Here is an 18534-nt window from a genome sequence, read left to right as displayed (position 1 = left end):
GCGGCGATCGAGGCCGCAATCGACCGATCGATTCTTTGCTCATTCCGGGACGACGCCGTGAAACGCCGAAACCTGTCTCTTGCCCTTCTCCTTGCCTTTGCGGCGCCTGCCGCCGCGCAAAACAGCGCCGTCTGTGAGGACCTGCACGGTCGCCTTGCCGACTTGCCGCGATCGATCGGCAATGGCAACGGCCCGGAAGCCCGCCAATATTCCAGCGCCATGGCCGAGCAGAACCTCGAGCTGCGCAAGGTTCGCAACGAGCTGCGCAGCAATGGCTGCACCTCGGGCAGCATGGTGGTGATCGGCGGCGAGAATGACGATTATTGCGCCGAACTTTCGCAGTCCGAAGCGCGCATGATCGACAATATCCACTATCTCCAGGACCGCCGCAACGAACTGGCCGACCAGAACGGCGCCGATGACGACGCGCGCCGCGAACTGGTCGCGGCTCTCGACCGCAATGGCTGCAACAGCGAAAACTTCTATGCCCCGAGCGATCGCAGCGCCGCCGACCCCGCGCCAAGCGTCGAGGAACAGGCGCTACGCACCGATACCTTCATTCCGCTCGGCGGCGGCGAAGAGGTCGATCCGCGTTACGGCCTGCCCCGGGCCGAGATGCTCTCGCCGGTCAGCACCATGTGCGTGCGCAGCTGCGACGGCGGCTTCTTCCCGATCAGCTCGAACGCCACGTCGGTCGATTTCGGCCGCGATGCTCAGACCTGCGCCAAGATGTGCCCGGGCATCGAGACTGAACTGTTCTATCGTGACGTGACGAGCACCGAAGCCTCGAATATGATCTCGGTCGCAACGGGCACGCCCTACAGCGCCATGAAAAATGCCTTTGCCTACAAGAACCGCACGCCCGGGGAAAAGTCCTCCTGCGCCTGCAATCTCACAGCCTATTATGAGGAGATGCGCGGCAAGCAGGCGGTGAGCGAACCGCCGCAGCAGGGCTCGATCACCACCATCCGCACCAAGGCGAAGGATGCCGCCGCGCCGCAACCGTCCGTTCCCGAGCGCCCCTACGATCCCACGCAGAACCGCGTCCGTCAGGTCGGCCCGCAGTTTCTGGCCGGCGATCAGGGCTCGATCGACCTCGCCAATCCGGCAACGCCAGGCCCGCAGCCACAACAGCAGCAGTGATTGAACAGCTGGAACTGCGGTGGCGGAGCAATAGCGGCGTTGTGCCAGGCCGCATGAGATGACGGCGATGTCACGTGAACGTGCGGCGGGATGTGAATGCGGGTCGCTTGAGCATGGTCAGTAGGTCGTACGACCGCCGCTCAGGTCGAACGTCGATGCGGTCGTGAAGGAGTTCTCCTCGGAGAGCAGCCAGACGACCATCGAAGCGATCTCATGAAGTTCAACAAAACGGTCGCGCGGAATGCGGACGCGCATATATTCGATAAACTCGGATGTCAGCCCGTCCAATATAGGTGTCTTTGCTGTGGTTGGCGTTACCGCGTTCACGGCGATTCCTGTCTTTGCGAGTTCCTTGCCAAGAGACTTGGTGAAGCCCAGCACACCAGCTTTCGCTGCGCTGTAGGCGGCGATGTTCGGATTTCCTTCCTTGCCCGCAACCGAAGAGATGTTCACAATCCGCCCGTAGTCGCGCTTTAACATGACCGGAACGACGTGCCGGCAACAATTGAAGGTTCCCGTGAGGCAGACATCGACGACGTCTTTCCATTCACCGAAATCGTATTCGATCGTGGGCTTGACCGGACCGGTAATCCCGGCGGAATTGACGAGGCCGTCGATACGGCCAAAAATCTCCTCGGTCGCCGCCGCCGCATTTTTCACTGATACGGGATCTGCGACGTTGACGCCGAAAGCGACCGTGCCAGATCCGAGAGCGGAAGCGCTGTCCTTCGCCATGTTTTCGTTCAGGTCCCAGATGGCCACCTTGCCACCAGACTGGATGACGCGCTCTGCGATAGCGTAGCCGATGCCGCGCGCACCGCCTGTGATCACGATGATCCGTTCCTTCAAGTCGATCATGTTCATTGGGCCGTTATCCTCCGAGTGAGCCACCGATAGCCGAATATCTATTGGAAATTCCGGGATTTCGCCTTCAGCGTATCGATATGAAGGTCAGGAATTTATCCCGAGTCCGAAACTATGCCGAGCCCATTCCCTAAAGCCCGAGATTTCCGGTAATCAAGGATTAAAAGCTCGGCATAATTTGAACGCTTTGGAAGACCGGGTATGCCCGAAGCGGAAATCTTTGTCTGCATCCGTTACTCCGAAAGGCATTCTGCAGCCCCCCTTGTGTATAGACATTGGCGCACGCTATTAGCGAACGAACAGTAGGAGATGCTATGAACAGCAATCTTAAAGAGCTATCGTTTCAACAGGTTGATGTTTTTTCCTCGGAGCGAATGGGTGGAAATCCACTTGCGGTGGTAGTGGATGCGGACGATCTTGATACATCAACGATGGCCAAGTTTGCCAACTGGACCAATCTAAGCGAGACGACCTTCCTCCTAAAGCCGACGGTCCCGGATGCTGATTATCGCGTCAGAATTTTCACGCCGCATCAGGAGCTGCCCTTTGCCGGACACCCGACTTTGGGTAGCTGCCACGCATGGCTGACCTTGGGCGGAAAGCCAAAGCAGCCAGTTGTCATCCAGGAATGTCAGGCGGGTTTGATCCGGATCAGAAGAGACGGCGATATCCTCTCATTTCTGGCTCCAGATTTGATCAAGACTGGACATATCGATAACGATCTAATGAAACGAGTTATGAGCGGTCTAAGTCTGTCACCTGAGATGATAGTCGATGCGAGTTGGGTAGACAACGGTCCCGGTTGGATGGCCTTGCTCCTGAAAAGCAGAGACGATGTCCTACGTGTCCGTCCGAACTACCAGAGTATTTCCGGACTAAGGGTAGGCCTGATTGCACCATGTTTGGGGGACGTCGATGGTGTGGATTTCGAGGTCCGCGCCTTCACCGCCGCTGGTTACGAAGACCCAGTCACTGGTAGCCTAAATGCGGGTTTGGCAAAATGGCTCATTTCCGCAAATCTCGCGCCGCCTTCATACATCGCTGCGCAAGGGACGGTCTTGGGCAGGTCAGGGCGGGTACATGTCCGGCTCGAATCTGAAGATATTTGGGTTGGCGGCAATGTCGTTACCTGCATAAACGGAAAAGCTATCCTCTAAGACAGTCATCGACCTGAGGCCGATGACTGCAATTGGCGCTTTCCTGCCTACTGAAAGTTCCTCGGTAATTGGTGGGGTCGGCATGGACGTCGCGGCCCTCACCGCGATGTCCCTAGCTCCGGCAGGGATCAGAGTTTGTCTAAAAACGCCAATAGCTTGTCGCCAGCCCTGAACCGGCCAGGCGATTGTCCATTATACGGATCGATCTTGGCTAGAGCGGCCTCCTTGATCCTGCTCTCATTGATCCTTTCACTTGGCAGCGCTTCGCGGTATAATTAGAGCGGGCTAAAATAGAAAATGGGACGGCCGTCAAAACAGAAAACCTTCCGTCTTTGGGCCGGGGATCAACTATGGGGGTCGAAAATGCTTAGCGGCTTTAGCAGGGCCTGCGCGCTAATCCTTTTGTCAGGGAACTTCGCTTTCGCCCAATCGGATCAGATAGAGCCAAACGCTGGAATGTGGAAGACGTGGGTAATCACGTCGGGCAAAGACTTCCGAGTCCCGCCCCCACCGGATACTTCCGCAACCGAGTTGGAGCAGGTCCGCGAACTTGTCGCAAAGAACGATGCGCAGGTCGCCGCCAAGATCACATTCTGGGACGCCGGTTCGCCCGGCTATCGATGGATCGACCTGGTCAACAACCGTCTTCTCGCAAACCAGACGATCCCCAATGCGCATCGCGTCTACACCTATTTGACGATGGCGGTCTACGACGCCACCATCGCGGCTTGGGAGTCGAAATACTTCTACAATCGCCCCCGCCCGAGCGAGGTGGATACGACACTGCCGACTGCGCTGCCTACGCCTCGGAGTCCCGCTTATCCATCCGAACACGCGGCCGCCGCCGCCGCCGCCGCGACCGTTCTTGCCTATTTCTTTCCCGACGAGGCGTCGTCGTTCCAGGCGATGGCCRAAGAAGCCGCACAGTCGCGTGTCCTTGCCGGTGTCCAGTTCCCAAGCGATTCATCCGCCGGCCTGGAACTGGGGCGACGCGTGGCAGAGCAAGTGATTGCGCGGGCAAAGGCCGACGGCTCCGATGCCGTCTGGACCGGCACTGTGCCGACCGGGCCGTGCATGTGGGTCGGAGACAAACCCGCCAATGCAACCATGCCAAACTGGAAGCCGATCCTGCTCGAGACAGCCGATGAATTCAGGCYACCGACTCCGCCCGACTGCAAGTCTGCGGCCGTGAAGGCCGAGACGGATGCAGTCCGCCAGTTTGAGCGAAAATTCCCCAACAGCTACAAGGCGTTCTATTGGCAAAGTCCATCCGGCCTGTTCACCGACTGGTATGACTATGCCAGCAAGTGGATGTTCGAGGACAAGACGGATTCGAACCCGCCGCGCGCCGCACGGGCTTACGCGATGCTCGCAACGGTCTACTATGACGCCTACATCGCAAGCAACGACGGGAAATACGCTTATTGGTACCTGCGGCCCAACATGCTTGACCCGAGCATCACTCCCCTGTTCGCAGTGCCGGCCCATCCCAGTTATCCGTCGAATCACTCCACGTTGTCGACTGCCCGATGCGAGGTGCTTGCCTATCTGTTCCCCGACCAGGCGGAGTTCATCCGAACGGTCGGCAAGGAAGCGGGCGATTCCCGCATCTGGGCCGGCATCCACTATGAAATGGACAACCGGGCCGGTGCCGCACTTGGCAAAGCAGTCGCCGGGAAATTCATCGAGCGGGCAAAAAAAGACGGGGCAGACTAGCGGAAGGGCCGCTAGCGCCTTTCTCCTGAAATGTCGCAATCCTAAGCGAAGGGTTCTCGGTGGAACGTTCCGTTCACTCAGCAGCCGACGTGCGAGGCAGCAACGTTTCTCAAACGATGCGGATGCGGCGCGTCACCTGGCCATTGCTTTCCCAGTATGTGTGCTTTTTGGCGATCAAGGGATCGTCCATCGCCGGTTGAATTTGCCCTGCGGTACTGATCGCGCGCGAGGTCACCGTGTGTTCTCCAGGCGAGGGATTTGGCCAATCCAGTGACCAAATCTTCCAGGCGTATTCGGCCTCCTCGCTATGATCGATGACTGCCGGCATCCAGGGCCCTTGATCAATTTTCAGTTCGACCCGGTCGATCGGTGCACCCCAGGCTGCGCCGACGACCCGGTGACCCGAGTCGTTGCGCGTGACCTTGGCGGGCGCGGATTTCAGCAAGGCCCGGCCGACCGAGGTCTCGGCCCGCACGGTCTCGCCTTTGTGCTCTTCCTCCCGGATGGTGACATAGTCGCGGCCCATCAGCAGGCTCATGAAGCGGGTGTCGCGAACCTCGATGCCCTTCAGCCACTTGACGTTGGCGATCCCGTACCAGCCCAGAGTTATCAGCCGCAGCGGGAAACCGTTGGGGGCAGGCAGGGTCGCTCCGTTCATTTCGTAGCAGAGCAGATTGTCGGGGTTCATCGCGTCTGCGAGCGACATGCTGCGAGCGAAGTTCTGTTGCATCTTGATGTCGCGAATCGTGACCTCGCCTTTGTCGGTGCCGAAGAAGACGACCTCTAGGTGTTCAGTCCCCATCCATCATGGAAGACGAGTTCCTCGAGCGGCAGCCGCTGCCGCCAGCCTTTGACGGACAGTTCCGGCTCGTCATAGAGCCGGTCGACGAAACCGGCACAGAGCCAGGCGACCACCTCGATATGCTGGGGTATGCCGAGAATGCTCTTCAGCTCGCCTTCATGAAAGATGCTGACCCAGCCGATCCCGACCCCTTCCGCCCGCGCCGCAAGCCAGAGATTCTGGATGGCGCAGACTGTGGAATAGCTATCCATCCTGGGATTGTGCGTGCGCCCCAGCACGACGCTGCCGCTGCGGGTAGGATCGCAGGTCACGCATATGCCGAGCGGCGCCTCGACAATGCCTTCGAGCTTGAGCGAGCGGTAGGCCTGCCGTCGTTCACCTTCGAACATCAGCGCCGCCTCCTCGTTGGCCCTCGCAAAAGCATCCCGGACGCGCGCCCGCACGGTTGCGCTTTTCACCAGAATGAAATTCCACGGCTGCATAAAGCCGACGGAGGGTGCATGATGGGCAGCCGTCAGCAGCCGCTGCACAAGATCATCCGGCAAGGGGTCGGGCAGGAACTGGCTGCGAACGTCGCGCCGCGTCATGATCGCATGATAGACGGCCTCGCGTTCGGCCAAGGAAAAACCGGACGCCGCTGAAAGGGCATCCTCATCAAAGGGTCGCATCGTCAAATCCCCAACAACGCAACCGCCCCGCCGTCCGCGCGGATCGGTCTATCTAGCCAGGCCGGTCTTCTGACTCGGCTTCATCCGTCTGCCGCAGCCTTCCCGGCGAGAAGCCAGTGGCGTGATGAAGCGGCAAGCGTCGGCCTTACAGCGTTGGGCACGTTCCGGCTTTGCACCGGATTCCCGATTCTCCCGCCTGGACGGCGGGCACCTGACGGCGCATCTATTTCAGGAAAGCGCGGCGGCGGCAAGCCGGCCCTCATGCCGCCGACACGCTGCATGCGACATTGACTTCATGGACAGAGGCGCATCGCTGCCTTAGAAACAAACCGATCCTGACCGACGCCCATGGCGCCGCACTTTTTCTCTTTGCACTTTGGTTGCCCGTGCCCCGCCTCACGCCCATGATCCTTGCGGTCGCCCTGTTCATGGAACAGATGGATTCGACCGTGATCGCCACCAGCCTACCGGCGATCGCAGCCGATATCGGCACCTCGCCGATCGCGCTGAAGCTCGCTGTTACGAGCTATCTCGTGGCGCTGGCGATCTTCATCCCGATCAGCGGCTGGATGTCCGATCGTTTCGGCGCGCGCAACATCTTCCGCATGGCGATCTTCGTTTTCATGATCGGCTCGATCGCCTGCGCCTTTTCCAATTCGATCACGGCCTTCGTGATCTCACGCCTGATCCAGGGCGCCGGCGGCTCGATGATGACGCCGGTCAGCCGCTTGCTGCTGGTCCGGGGAACGCCGCGTCACGAACTCGTCGATGCCATGGCCTGGCTCACCATTCCAGCGTTGATCGGTCCCATCATGGGTCCGCCGATCGGCGGCTTCCTCACAACCTACCTCACGTGGCACTGGATCTTCTGGATCAACGTCCCGATCGGCGTGCTCGGCATCATCCTCGTCACCCGTTTCCTGCCGGCGGTTGAGCCACGCAGTCCCCGGCCGATGGATTTCCCCGGCTTCTTTCTTTGCGGCCTCGGCTTCTCCGGCTTCGTCTTCGGCCTGTCGGTGATCAGCCTGCCGGCCGTGCCCGTTATCTACGGTTATGTCACGGTTGCGATCGGCATCCTTGCCGGCCTCCTCTACCTCCTGCATGCCCGCCGCGTGCCCTATCCGCTTCTCGATCCGAAGATGTTCCGCTACCCGATGTTTCGGGCGGCGATCCTCGGCGCCTCGAATTTCCGCATGGGACTTGGCGCCCTGCCTTTCCTGATGCCGCTGATGCTCCAGCTCGGCTTCGGCTTGACGCCGCTGCAATCGGGCTCGGTCACCTGCGTCAGCGCGCTCGGCTCCATGGGCTCGAAATTCGCCGCCTCGCGCACCTTCAATGCCTTCGGCTTCCGCACGGTGATCTCCCTCACCACCTTGCTGGCGGCGATCTTCCTCGGCATCAACGGCCTGTTCACCGCCGAAACGCCACTGTTCCTGATCATGGCCTGCCTGCTGATCGGCGGCCTGTTCCGCTCCATGGCTTTCTCGGGCGTCAACGCCATGGCCTTCGGCGATGTCGATGATGCCGACAGCAGCCAGGCAACCGCAATCAATGCCGTTGCCCAGCGTATCTCCATGGCGATGGGTGTGGCGATCGCCGGCGGCATACTCGAAATTTCCAGCAGCTTTCACGACGGCAGGCTGCTGGTCTCGGATTTCCACATCGCCTTCTTCAGCGTCTCGGCGATTTCGTCGCTGGCCTGCATCACCTTCCTGCGCCTGCCCCACGATGCCGGCGCTGAACTGACGGCGCGCGGCCGCAAGCGCCGGCACGTCGAGCCGAAAGAGGCCGTGGCGGAAAATAGCTGATCTCCCCGGCGCAATGGAAGCATTCCTACACCCACCGGTTCGCAAGGCTCGGCGCAGGGGGAGGCAAGGCGAATGGCGCGCGTGTGCCCCGCATTCCTTTCTACTTTATGATTTATTCACACATCAAATACACACTGCGTTTGCGCGTTTTGGGTTGCTATCTGGACATGGGCATGAGCGCTCGTGATGCGACCGTCAGCGTCGATGCCCGTATTGATACGCCAGTCGGGAACATGTCCGACTGAGCCGCAATTCTAGGCCGCCGCGGAATGTTCCAATTTTTGAAAACGATGCCTCTGACAGCCAAGCTGGCGGCGATTATCGTTGCCGTAAACCTCTGCGGCATTTCCGCTTTCGCCACCTATACCTGGATGTACGAAACCCGGGCGTTGATAGATGGCGCCAAGGCGAACTGGTCCAAGGATGCGGAGCAGTTTGCATCTCTGGCCGCCGGCGGCGTGAAATGGGGGAAGGCGAACGCCGTTCGCGAGGCTTATTCGCTCTACCGCGACGACCCCTCGCTCGATCTTGTACAGTTTGCCGCATTCAACGCGGAACCGGCCTCCGTCGATACGTGGACACGCGACGGCATCAACGGTTTGCCTGCACCCGCCGATCTGGCGAAGCGTCTCAGCGCGAAACCGGAAAAGACGACTGTCGATGATAGCGGAACCTCCGCCGGCGTGGTCACGATCATCGCGCCGCTTCCGCTGGATAAGGCAGGCAAGGCCACCGGCTACATCGTCACGAACTGGTCTGTCGAAAAAATTGCTTCCGAAGTCAGGCAGAAAGTTCTCATTTCGCTGCTCACGCAGTCCGCGATCACCGCCATGGCCGTCGTTGCCTTCCTTCTCGCCATGCGCAGCCTGGTCGGCCGGCCCATCAGGGTGATCAGCGAACGAATTAGTGCGTTGCAGAAAGGCGATCTGGTCTCTCCCGTCACCTACAGGGAAAATGGCGACGAGATCGGATTTCTGGCGCGTGCACTGGAAGTTTTCCGTCACGAGGCGATTGCGAAAGTCGAGAGAGAGCAGGCCGCTGCCGAGCAGAGTGCTTCGCTCGACGCCGAACGGGCGCGCAACGCATTGTTGACCGAAGAGGCCAGCAACACGCAACGGCTGGTCATGAACGCTCTCGCGAATGCATTGGAAGGGCTCGCCGCCGGCGACTTCTCGATACACCTGGCCGATGTCGGTCCCGAATTCGATAAATTGCGGCAGGATTTCAACAACATGGTCGATGCGGTCGCGGCCGCTCTGACAGAGATCAAGACCGCTTCCGTGGCGGTTGAAACCGGCTCGAGCGAGCTGGCGACCTCCGCAGATCAACTCGCCAGGCGGACCGAGCAACAGGCAGCAGCATTGGAACAGACCGCCGCCGCACTGGATGAGGTGACCACGACGGTCAGAACATCGTCGCAACGGGCTGAAAATGCCGGGCAGTTGGTCGAGGAGACAAAGCGGAGCGCCCATGTCTCGGCGACGGTGGTGCGTGATGCGATCGGGGCGATGGACCGGATTCAAACCTCGTCGAGCCAGATCGGCCGCATTATCGGCGTCATCGACGAAATCGCCTTCCAGACGAACCTGCTGGCGCTGAACGCCGGCGTCGAGGCGGCGCGTGCAGGCGAAGCCGGCAAGGGTTTTGCGGTTGTTGCGCAGGAAGTGCGTGAGCTCGCCCAGCGGTCTGCAAATGCAGCCAAGGAAATCAAGAACCTGATCAATGTGTCCGGCGACGAAGTTGCTGCGGGCGTCGGGCTGGTGAACCAGACCGGCGATGCCCTCCTGAAGATCGAGGAGCAGATCAACCGCATCAGCGACAGCATCGCTTCCATCGTCCAATCCTATCGCGAACAGGCGACGGGCCTGCAGGAAATCAACAGCGCGATCAACCAGATGGATCAGACGACACAGCAGAACGCGGCAATGGTCGAGGAAACCAACGCGGCCTGCCACGAACTACTGTCGCAAGGACGCCTGCTGCAGGACTCGGCCGGCAGGTTCATCGTCGGCGCGTCTGCGGCAAGCCAGCCTAAAGCCGTTCAACCCACCCGCCAATCTCGTCCCGAGCCGAGAGCCTCCGTGCAGCGGCATGCAGGAAATGCCGCCGTTGCCGCTGCTCCCGGGGCCTGGGAGGAGTTCTGACGTCGTCTTCGCCCGATAAGCCTTAGTTCTCAACAACCTATAATCAGGAAGGAAACAGTTATGACGAAACTCGTGCCCGCATTTCTTTTGGCCTGCACCGCATTTGCCATGCCGATGGGCGTATCCCTGGCACAGGATGCCAAGCTTGCCCCGATCTCCGACTACGTGACGAGCGACGTAAAGCCCTGGCTGAACGACCCTGCCATCATCGAGGCCGTCAAGGCGCAGAATGCTGCCAACGCCAATCTCAGCGCTGCCGATATCGACGCCCTCGACAAGAAGTGGCGTGCCGAAGTCGATGGCTCCGACCACGCCATGATCGACGGCGTGCTCAACAATGCGCTGTCGAAATTCCTTCAGGGCAAGAAGGAAGCTTCTGGCGGCAAGATCACCGAGATCTTCGTCATGGACGCAAAGGGGCTGAATGTCGGTCAAAGCGACACCACATCCGATTACTGGCAGGGCGATGAGGGCAAGTTCCAGAAGTCCTTCGGAGCCGGCAAGGACGCCGTCTTCGTCGATGAGATCGAAAAGGATGAATCGACCCAGACGCTCCAGTCGCAGGCAAGCGTCACGATATCAGACGACGCGGGAACGCCGATCGGCGCCATCACCGTCGGCGTGAACGTCGACGCCCTGTGATCTCAGGAACTGCGTTTTCTAGAACAGTGCGAATGACCGTCGCCCGAGAGCATCTTTAGAGCGACAGGTTTAAACAAAGCTTAGAGCGCGTCGCATGCACGAGATCGAGTGCGACGCGCTTCTTGCCTCGCCGGGGTGTCCCTCCGCAGAAGCCGTCGCCGTCCCCCGGAGCGCTGGATTTTCAGACAGAAAATTCTACGTGACATCACGCAGGCGTGGCGCTACATACGCCCCATGTCGATCACATCAATCAACGCCTTGGGATTTTATTGGTACCGCTGCTCTCAGCGGATGCGGGTCCATGCGTAACTGAATTCGACGCGACGACAACCCGAACAGCCGCTAGTCTACCTGGCGGCTTTTTTGTTCCGCACGGTATGACCAAACAGGAGCCATACCGTGTCTGATACCATTGATGATCTGCGTATCGTCGAGATCACCCCACTCACCAAACCTGCCGATATCATCGCGGAAATTCACCGCAATGCTACTGTCACGGACACCGTGACCAGCAACCGTGATGCGATCCATAAGATCCTCCAGGGCGAAGACGATCGCCTGATCGTCGTCATCGGCCCCTGCTCCATCCATGACCCCGTTGCGGCTCGGGAATATGCCGCACGGCTGGAGGAACAGCGACGCCGCTTCGCCGACGATCTCGAGATTGTCATGCGCGTCTATTTCGAAAAGCCTCGCACGACCGTCGGCTGGAAGGGCCTGATGAACGACCCGCATCTCGACGGCAGCTACCGGATCGAGGAAGGGTTGAGGATTGCGAGACGCCTGCTGCTCGATATCAATGCGATGGGTCTTCCCGCCGGCGTCGAATTCCTCGACACGATCACGCCGCAATATATTGCCGATCTCGTCAGTTGGGGTGCGATCGGCGCCCGCACGACCGAAAGCCAGGTCCATCGTCAGCTTGCCTCCGGCCTTTCCTGCCCGATCGGCTTCAAGAACGGCACCGATGGCGGCGTTCGCGTCGCGCTGGATGCCATCCTCGCAGCCTCGCAGCCGCATCACTTCCCGGCGGTGACCAAGGACGGCCAGGCAGCAATTGCCTCGACGACTGGCAATGACGACTGCCACATGATCTTACGCGGCGGCAAGCGGCCGAACTATGAAGCGGCCGATGTCGAAGCGGTCACCGGCGAAGCCGTCAGGCTCAGCGTCGCCCCGCGCATCCTCATCGATGCCAGCCATGCCAATAGCGGCAAGGATCCGATGAACCAGCCGCTCGTCGTCAGGAACGTCGCCGCGCAGATTGCCGCCGGCAACAGCGACATCAAGGGCATGATGATCGAAAGCAACCTCGTCGCCGGCCGCCAGGACCTCGTTCCCGGCAAGCCGCTGGTCTACGGCCAGTCCATCACCGATGGCTGCATCGACTGGGATATGTCGGTCGCAGTTCTGGAGGATCTGGCAAAATCCGCCCAGGAGCGCCGTCGGACGCGCAGTTAAGCCACTGGAAAATAGCGGACATAGGCGAATTCTTCGCCATCAGGAGACCAGCAGGGCACGTTGATTGTGCCCTGCCCCCCGAAGAGCTCGAACAGCGTCTTCAGATTGCCGCCGCCCATGTCCATCAGCCGCAGCCGCACGTCGAGATCGCGCGGATGGTCGAAAACCGAGGGGTCGTAGGAGAGGATCAACACCTTGTCATTCGAAGGCGACGGATGAGCGAACCAGTTGCCCTGATTGTCGGAGGTCACCTGCTCGAGCCCGGTGCCGTCGGGGTGGATGCGCCAGATCTGCATCAGCCCGGTGCGGCTGGAATTGAAATAGATCCATTGCCCGTCGGCGGAATAATCCGGCCCGTCATTGCGGCCTTCGCCATGCGTCAGCCGCGTCTCCTCGCCGCCATCGACGGAGATGGTGTAGATATCGAAGACATCGTTACGGATGCSGCAATAGGCAAGCTGGCGCCCATCCGGCGACCAGCCATGCCAGTAGGACGGCAGGTTCTGAGTGACAAGCCGCGGCGTGCCGCCTTCGATCGGCAGGATATAGATCGCCGATTTGCCGAATTCGGTCTTGTCGGAGATGACGATCTCAGTCCCATCAGGCGAAATGCCGTGATCATTGTTGCAGTTGACGGCAAAGCCGGTATCGACCTTGACCACCTCGCCGCCATCGAGCGGCAACCGATAGAGCAGCCCGTCGCCGTTCAAGAGCAGGTAGGAACCATCGGGCGAGAAATTTGGCGCCTCGACCAGTTTCTCCGTCTGCCAGACCTCGCGGGCCCTGCCCGTCCTGACGTTGTAGATCTCGACCGAGCTGCGCATGTTTCCTCCCGATATTTCTATGGTCTCAGCGGTCCCGGAACCGATTGGTGATGGGATAGCGCCGGTCGCGACCGAAATTCTTCTTGGTGATCTTTACCCCCGGCGCCGATTGCCGCCGCTTGTATTCGGCGAGATAGAGCAGATGCTCGACCCGGTGGACGGTCGCAACATCATGGCCGCGCGCGACGATCTCCTCGACCGCCATTTCCTTCTCCACCAGGCATTCGAGAATATCGTCGAGAACGGGATAGGGCGGCAGCGAATCCTGGTCCTTCTGGTCGGGACGAAGCTCGGCCGAAGGCGCCTTGTCGATGATATTCTGCGGGATAACCTCGCCGGAGGGTCCCAGCGCACCCGGCGGTACGTTTTCGTTGCGCCAGCGGGAAAGCGCATAGACCTGCATCTTATAGAGATCCTTGATCGGGTTGAAGCCGCCGTTCATATCTCCGTAGAGCGTGGCGTAGCCGACCGACATTTCCGACTTGTTGCCCGTCGTCACCACCATCGAGCCGAACTTGTTGGAAATCGCCATCAGGATGACGCCCCGCGCCCGGCTCTGCAGGTTCTCTTCGGTAATGCCGCTATCCGTGCCTTCGAAAAGGCTGGCGAGCGCGCTGCTGAAACCCGTCACCGGCTGTTCGATCGGCACGATATCGTAACGGCAGCCGAGCGCCTTGGCGCAATCGGCCGCGTCCTTCAGCGAATCCTCGGAGGTGTAGCGGTAAGGCAGCATGACGGTGCGCACCCGCTCTTCGCCCAGCGCGTCGACGGCGATCGCCGCGCAGATCGCCGAGTCGATGCCGCCGGAAAGGCCGAGCACGACGGTCTTGAAGCCGTTCTTGTTGACGTAGTCGCGAAAGCCGAGCAGGCAGGCGCGGTAATCGGCTTCCTCGCGCTCTGGAATATGCGCCATAGGCCCTTCGGCACAGTGCCAGCCACTGTCGCCGCGCTTCCATGTCGTCACCGCCAGCGCGGTCTCGAACTGGCTCATCTGGAAGGCGAGCGACTTGTCGGCATTGAAGGCGAAGCTCGCGCCGTCGAAGACGAGTTCATCCTGCCCACCGAGCTGGGCGGCATAGATCAGCGGCAGCCCGGTCTCGATCACCTGCTTCAGCACCACCTGATGGCGGATATCGACCTTGCCGCGATAATAGGGCGAACCGTTCGGCGACAGCAGGATTTCAGCCCCGCTTTCGGCCAGCGTCTCGCAGACGCCGAGATCGCCCCAGATATCCTCGCAGATCGGAATGCCGATGCGCACGCCGCGGAAATTCACCGGCCCCGGCATGGCACCCTGGTCGAAGACCCGCTTCTCGTCGAACTCACCGTAATTCGGCAGGTCGATCTTGTCGCGCACCGCAATCACCTTACCGCCGTCGAGCACGGCGACGGAATTGTAGCGCCCGGTCTCGTCCTGCCGGGGAAAACCGATGATGACGCCGGGTCCGCCATCGGCAGTGTCGGCAGCCAGGCTCTCGACCGCCTTCCAGCAGGCACGGATGAAGGCGGGCTTCAGCACTAGGTCCTCCGGCGGATAGCCGGAGATGAAAAGCTCGGTCAGGACGAGCAGATGCGCGCCCTCCCGGCTCGCATCGGCGCGGGCCTCGCGCGCTTTCGCGAGATTGGCTGCGACATCACCGACCGTCGGGTTGAGCTGGCCGATGGCGATACGGAAGATATCAGAAAGAGCGTTTTCCTGTGTCATGTCATTTATTTAGCCTGCGCCTTTCGCGACCGCAACACGTTCGCGTCGAAAGCGACACTTCGCGACGACGAAATTTTTATGAACGGATCGCGCATGGCACAGCGCGGCATCGATACGCATTGCAATTTGTTAGCGGAGCGGAATACTGGCGCCGAAAGCGACCGTATCGACAACCGGCATCGGAAACAGGCAATGTCTAATCTTTCGGACTTCGTGCACCATCATTTCGACAAGCCGGCCGACGAACTCGGCGACGTCGAAAAGCGCGTGCTGGCGAAAGCGCACGAACGCAAGGTCATCTCGACCGACGTCAACGCCGCCTTCTCAGCCGACGCCTCCTTCGGCGAGCGCATCGCCGACAGCATCGCCCGCATCGGCGGCTCTTGGTCCTTCATCATCGCCTTTTTTGTCTTCCTCGTCGCCTGGACTGTCATCAACACCATCATTCTGGTGAGCGGCGCCTTCGACCCCTATCCCTTCGTCTTCCTGAACCTGATCCTGTCGATGCTCGCCGCCATCCAGGCGCCGATCATCATGATGTCGCAGAACCGTCAGGCTGAGCGCGACCGCTTCGAAGCCGCCAAGGATTATGAGGTCAATCTCAAGGCCGAGCTCGAAGTGCTCTCCCTGCATCAGAAGATCGACATGCATGTACTGACCGAGCTGACGGGGCTACGCGAGGACGTGGCCCGCCTCAGTGCCGCGCTCGCCGCCAAGGGCTAATGCATGTCGCCCAAAAGTGTGCAGCGGTGGTGATAACGACATGTATCAAATGAAGACCTAAAGGGCGTCGCATGAATCCGATGCGACGCCCTTTAAGTCGGATTCACCGCATATTGCGGCAAGCCGTCCGATATCTCGTAGAAATCGCCCTTGTCGGCGCAGTAGATATGATGGCCGAAGGCAAGGCCGCTCGGCGTGTCGAAGGCGCCCGCCATGACCGAAATCTCCGCCGATCCGTCCGCCTGCCAGAACAGCGCGGAGCCGCAATTCGAACAGAAGCCGCGCTGCGCCTCCTCGCTCGACCGGTACCAGCGAACCGCCTCAGTGCCTTCTACCGACAGAGCCGCGCGCGCCACATTGACCGCGGCATAATAAAGTCCCGTCTGCCGGCGGCATTGCGAGCAATGGCAGCCGACGACAGGTCCGGGCTTTGCCGTACTTGAAAATCGCACGGCGCCGCAAAGGCAGCCGCCTGTATGCTGTTCGGTCATCGTCGCCCCGCTGTTTCCAAGGGAACGTTGCCGCCGATCTGCTCYGGCGTCAAATCCATTTCCCTGAACGAACCATCAGGAATCTTGAAGGCCGCCGGCCCTGTGCCAATCACGCCAACACTTCGGCACGGAGCAGGAAGTAGCATTTCCTTATGCGCGCACCTCCCGAGCCAACACGGAAACACACCATAGGTTGCAACATAAGGAAAATTCCTCAATAAAATGCTATTTTCCTAACAAAACAAAGGAACTTCATAATAATCTAATACATCCAAAACGTTTATTAGATAATCCAAAATTAACCTCCACGGCTCTAGAGTCACAACCGTTGATCGATACTCTGCACGGTCAGCCTGCGAGGTGAAAAATGAGAATTTTCCAACGTTTCCCTTCGAACGAACGTGGCGCCGCAGCAATCGAATTCGCCATTGTCGCGCCGCTCTTCCTTCTGGTGGTACTGACGATGATCGCCTACGGCATCTATCTGAGCGCATCCCATGCAGTGCAGCAGTTGACCGCCGATGCCGCGCGCACCGCCGTTGCCGGCATGACCAGCCAGGAGCGATCGCAGCTGGTCGATGATTTCATCAGCCAGTCGACCATCGACCATCCGCTGCTCGAAAAGAGCAAGTTGCATGTCACCGTTACCACCGACCCCGGCAATGCCAACCAGTTCACCGTGACGGCGGAATATGACACCGTCAACCTGCCGATCTGGAACCTCTACACCTTTCCCCTGCCCGACCACATGATCCGGCGCTTCGCGACCATCCGGATGGGAGGCCTGTGAGATGCCGATGTTCGGGGCCCGCCTGAGCCGCTTCGCCACCGATGCATCAGGCAATATCGCCATCATGGCAGCGATCTCAGCCCCGCTCATCCTCTATTCGCTCGGCCTGGGCGTCGATTACGGCATGATGACGCTGCAGCAGCGCCGCCTGCAGCAGCTGAGCGATATCGGCGCCATCGTCGCCGCCGCCGACATCAGCCACGCCGCCGACAACCTCGTCGCCAATTTCGATCAGAACGGCGTCAACATCGCCGTCCGCACCAACACGGGTTATGCGACGAAGACGGGCTCGCTGCCGGCAACGGCTGATCTCAAGCAATTCGACGCCGTCGCCGAATTCACTCCCGGCACCTATCTCGCCGATGCCTCGGTACCGCTCGGCAGCCGTTTTGCCGCCGGCATCCAGCCCTATGACGCCGTCAAGGTCGGCATCACTCAGAAGGCGGAGCTGATCTTCGCCACCGCCTTCGCCGCCGCTCCCAACCTCAGGGCGGTCGGCACCGCCTCGGCCTCCAAACTCGCTGCCTTCTCGATCGGCTCGCGGCTGGCAAGCCTCAATGGCGGCGTGCTGAACACGCTGCTCGGCAGCCTGCTCGGCACCAGTCTCTCGCTGAAGGTCGCCGATTACGAGGCGCTCACGTCAGCCGATATCAAGCTGCTCCCCTTCCTCGATATGCTGGCGACCGATCTCAACCTCACCGCCGGCACCTATGACGAGCTGCTGGCAACCGACATCTCCTATCCGCGCCTGCTGAAAACGCTCGGCAAGTCCGGCGGCCTGACACTCAMCGTCACCAAGGCGCTCGACGCGATCGAAAAGGCGCTCGGCACCTCGCAGGTCAAGATCAGGCTCGAGGATCTCTTCAACCTCGGCCCGGCCGGCGAGCGCCTCATCGGCAGCGGTTCTCACCTCTCGGCCGAGGCGAGCGTGATGGATATTGTTTCGGCGGCAGCCGTTGCGGCAAACCAGGAGAAGCAGGTCGCAGCCAATCTCAACGGCTCCGTGCCTGGACTTGCCACGGTCAAGTTGACGCTTGCGATCGGCGAGATGCCGAAGGACGCCGCTTCGAACGGGATCGGCGCCACCGGCGCCACCGTCCGCACCGCACAGGTGCGCCTGGCTCTCGATGTTTCGGCGCTCGGCGCCAATTCGCTTGCCGGGCTGAAGGTGCGCGTGCCCCTTTATCTCGAAGTCGCCCATGCCGAGGCCAAGCTTGCGAGCATCTCCTGTCTCGGCGGCGGCGCCAGAAACGCCAGCGTCGGCGTCGATGTCGTGCCCGGCGTCGCGGAACTGTCGCTCGGCGACGTCGATCCCAACGCCTTCGTCAATTTCGGCAGCGCGCCGCGTGTCAGCCGCGCCACGATGATGAACGCGCCGCTGCTCAGCGTCTCCGGACTCGCCCATGTCAACCTGACCAATCTCAGCAAGACCAAGCTGACCTTCCAGCCGGCCGACATCGCGGCAAAGACCATCAAGAACGTTTCGACCAAGGACACGCTGACCTCTGCCATGGCGTCGCTGGTGAAGGAGACCGATATCCAGGTCAGCATTCTCGGCCTCGGCATCGGCCTATCGAAAACAGTGGTGCAGAGCGC

15 protein-coding genes, 1 pseudogene and 1 riboswitch are annotated in these 18534 nt (G+C 60.4%); of the genes and pseudogenes, 10 read left to right on the top strand and 6 right to left on the bottom strand.

The window, feature by feature from the left end:
• The first annotated feature begins 57 nt into the window (after window positions 1-57).
• Complete coding sequence (locus AC1D1Z_RS12360) at window positions 58-1143, top strand: DUF2865 domain-containing protein (protein WP_026230486.1); 1086 nt, start codon at window positions 58-60, stop codon at window positions 1141-1143.
• A gap of 117 nt (window positions 1144-1260) precedes the next feature.
• On the opposite strand, the gene AC1D1Z_RS12355 is transcribed toward AC1D1Z_RS12360, so the two are convergent.
• Window positions 1261-2007, bottom strand: coding sequence for an SDR family NAD(P)-dependent oxidoreductase (locus AC1D1Z_RS12355; protein WP_018242250.1), 747 nt, complete (start codon window positions 2005-2007; stop codon window positions 1261-1263).
• 314 nt (window positions 2008-2321) lie between these two features.
• On the opposite strand from AC1D1Z_RS12355, the gene AC1D1Z_RS12350 reads away from it, so the two are divergent.
• Both AC1D1Z_RS12350 and AC1D1Z_RS12345 read left to right on the top strand, forming a co-directional pair.
• Window positions 2322-3164 carry a PhzF family phenazine biosynthesis protein gene (locus tag AC1D1Z_RS12350; RefSeq protein WP_130652512.1) on the top strand — a complete coding sequence of 281 codons (843 nt, stop codon included), beginning with the start codon at window positions 2322-2324 and terminating at the stop codon, window positions 3162-3164.
• A gap of 531 nt (window positions 3165-3695) precedes the next feature.
• Window positions 3696-4880 carry a phosphatase PAP2 family protein gene (locus AC1D1Z_RS12345; protein WP_477850653.1) on the top strand — a complete coding sequence of 395 codons (1185 nt, stop codon included), beginning with the start codon at window positions 3696-3698 and terminating at the stop codon, window positions 4878-4880.
• Window positions 4881-4989: 109 nt separating this feature from the next.
• Here the strand turns inward: AC1D1Z_RS12345 and AC1D1Z_RS12340 are convergent.
• Window positions 4990-5667, bottom strand: a pseudogene (locus tag AC1D1Z_RS12340) (molybdopterin-dependent oxidoreductase); the annotation flags it as partial.
• Complete coding sequence (gene bluB / locus AC1D1Z_RS12335) at window positions 5664-6350, bottom strand: 5,6-dimethylbenzimidazole synthase (protein ID WP_130758823.1); 687 nt, start codon at window positions 6348-6350, stop codon at window positions 5664-5666. The pseudogene AC1D1Z_RS12340 and the gene bluB, both read right to left, overlap by 4 nt.
• A 42-nt stretch (window positions 6351-6392) precedes the next feature.
• A riboswitch (cobalamin riboswitch) is annotated at window positions 6393-6580 on the bottom strand.
• 174 nt (window positions 6581-6754) lie between these two features.
• On the opposite strand from bluB, the gene AC1D1Z_RS12330 reads away from it, so the two are divergent.
• From AC1D1Z_RS12330 to AC1D1Z_RS12315, 4 genes are all read left to right on the top strand, one after another.
• Window positions 6755-8158, top strand: a complete 1404-nt coding sequence (locus AC1D1Z_RS12330) for an MFS transporter (protein WP_130758824.1) — start codon at window positions 6755-6757, stop codon at window positions 8156-8158.
• A gap of 269 nt (window positions 8159-8427) precedes the next feature.
• Window positions 8428-10302, top strand: coding sequence for a methyl-accepting chemotaxis protein (locus AC1D1Z_RS12325; RefSeq protein WP_130652515.1), 1875 nt, complete (start codon window positions 8428-8430; stop codon window positions 10300-10302).
• Window positions 10303-10362: 60 nt separating this feature from the next.
• Window positions 10363-10944 carry a hypothetical protein gene (locus AC1D1Z_RS12320; protein WP_115157465.1) on the top strand — a complete coding sequence of 194 codons (582 nt, stop codon included), beginning with the start codon at window positions 10363-10365 and terminating at the stop codon, window positions 10942-10944.
• 399 nt (window positions 10945-11343) lie between these two features.
• Window positions 11344-12405: a 3-deoxy-7-phosphoheptulonate synthase gene (locus AC1D1Z_RS12315; RefSeq protein WP_130758825.1), complete on the top strand. Its 1062-nt coding sequence runs from the start codon at window positions 11344-11346 to the stop codon at window positions 12403-12405.
• Here the strand turns inward: AC1D1Z_RS12315 and AC1D1Z_RS12310 are convergent.
• Both AC1D1Z_RS12310 and AC1D1Z_RS12305 read right to left on the bottom strand, forming a co-directional pair.
• Entirely contained in the window at window positions 12402-13229 is an 828-nt protein-coding gene (locus AC1D1Z_RS12310; RefSeq protein WP_477850650.1) for a TolB family protein, read from the bottom strand. The two genes, AC1D1Z_RS12315 and AC1D1Z_RS12310, sit on opposite strands and share 4 nt — an antisense overlap.
• A 25-nt stretch (window positions 13230-13254) precedes the next feature.
• A complete protein-coding gene (locus AC1D1Z_RS12305; protein WP_130652518.1) occupies window positions 13255-14934 on the bottom strand; it encodes an NAD+ synthase in 1680 nt (559 codons plus the stop codon).
• A 192-nt stretch (window positions 14935-15126) separates the two neighbouring features.
• Here AC1D1Z_RS12305 and AC1D1Z_RS12300 point away from each other — a divergent pair, with 192 nt between their 5' ends.
• Window positions 15127-15657: a DUF1003 domain-containing protein gene (locus tag AC1D1Z_RS12300; RefSeq protein WP_026188414.1), complete on the top strand. Its 531-nt coding sequence runs from the start codon at window positions 15127-15129 to the stop codon at window positions 15655-15657.
• A gap of 92 nt (window positions 15658-15749) precedes the next feature.
• Here AC1D1Z_RS12300 and AC1D1Z_RS12295 read toward each other — a convergent pair whose 3' ends face one another.
• A complete protein-coding gene (locus AC1D1Z_RS12295; protein ID WP_113542094.1) occupies window positions 15750-16148 on the bottom strand; it encodes a GFA family protein in 399 nt (132 codons plus the stop codon).
• A gap of 367 nt (window positions 16149-16515) precedes the next feature.
• Between AC1D1Z_RS12295 and AC1D1Z_RS12290 the strand changes: the two genes are divergently transcribed.
• Together AC1D1Z_RS12290 and AC1D1Z_RS12285 are read left to right on the top strand one after the other, a co-directional pair.
• Window positions 16516-16938, top strand: a complete 423-nt coding sequence (locus tag AC1D1Z_RS12290; RefSeq protein ID WP_130758827.1) for a TadE/TadG family type IV pilus assembly protein — start codon at window positions 16516-16518, stop codon at window positions 16936-16938.
• Between the two features lie 7 nt (window positions 16939-16945).
• The coding region (locus AC1D1Z_RS12285; protein ID WP_477850678.1) for a pilus assembly protein TadG-related protein at window positions 16946-18534 on the top strand (1589 nt) is incomplete at its 3' end.

Source organism: Rhizobium sp. P1_E1 (assembly GCF_056406015.1).
This window is presented reverse-complemented; position numbering and strand designations above follow the sequence as displayed.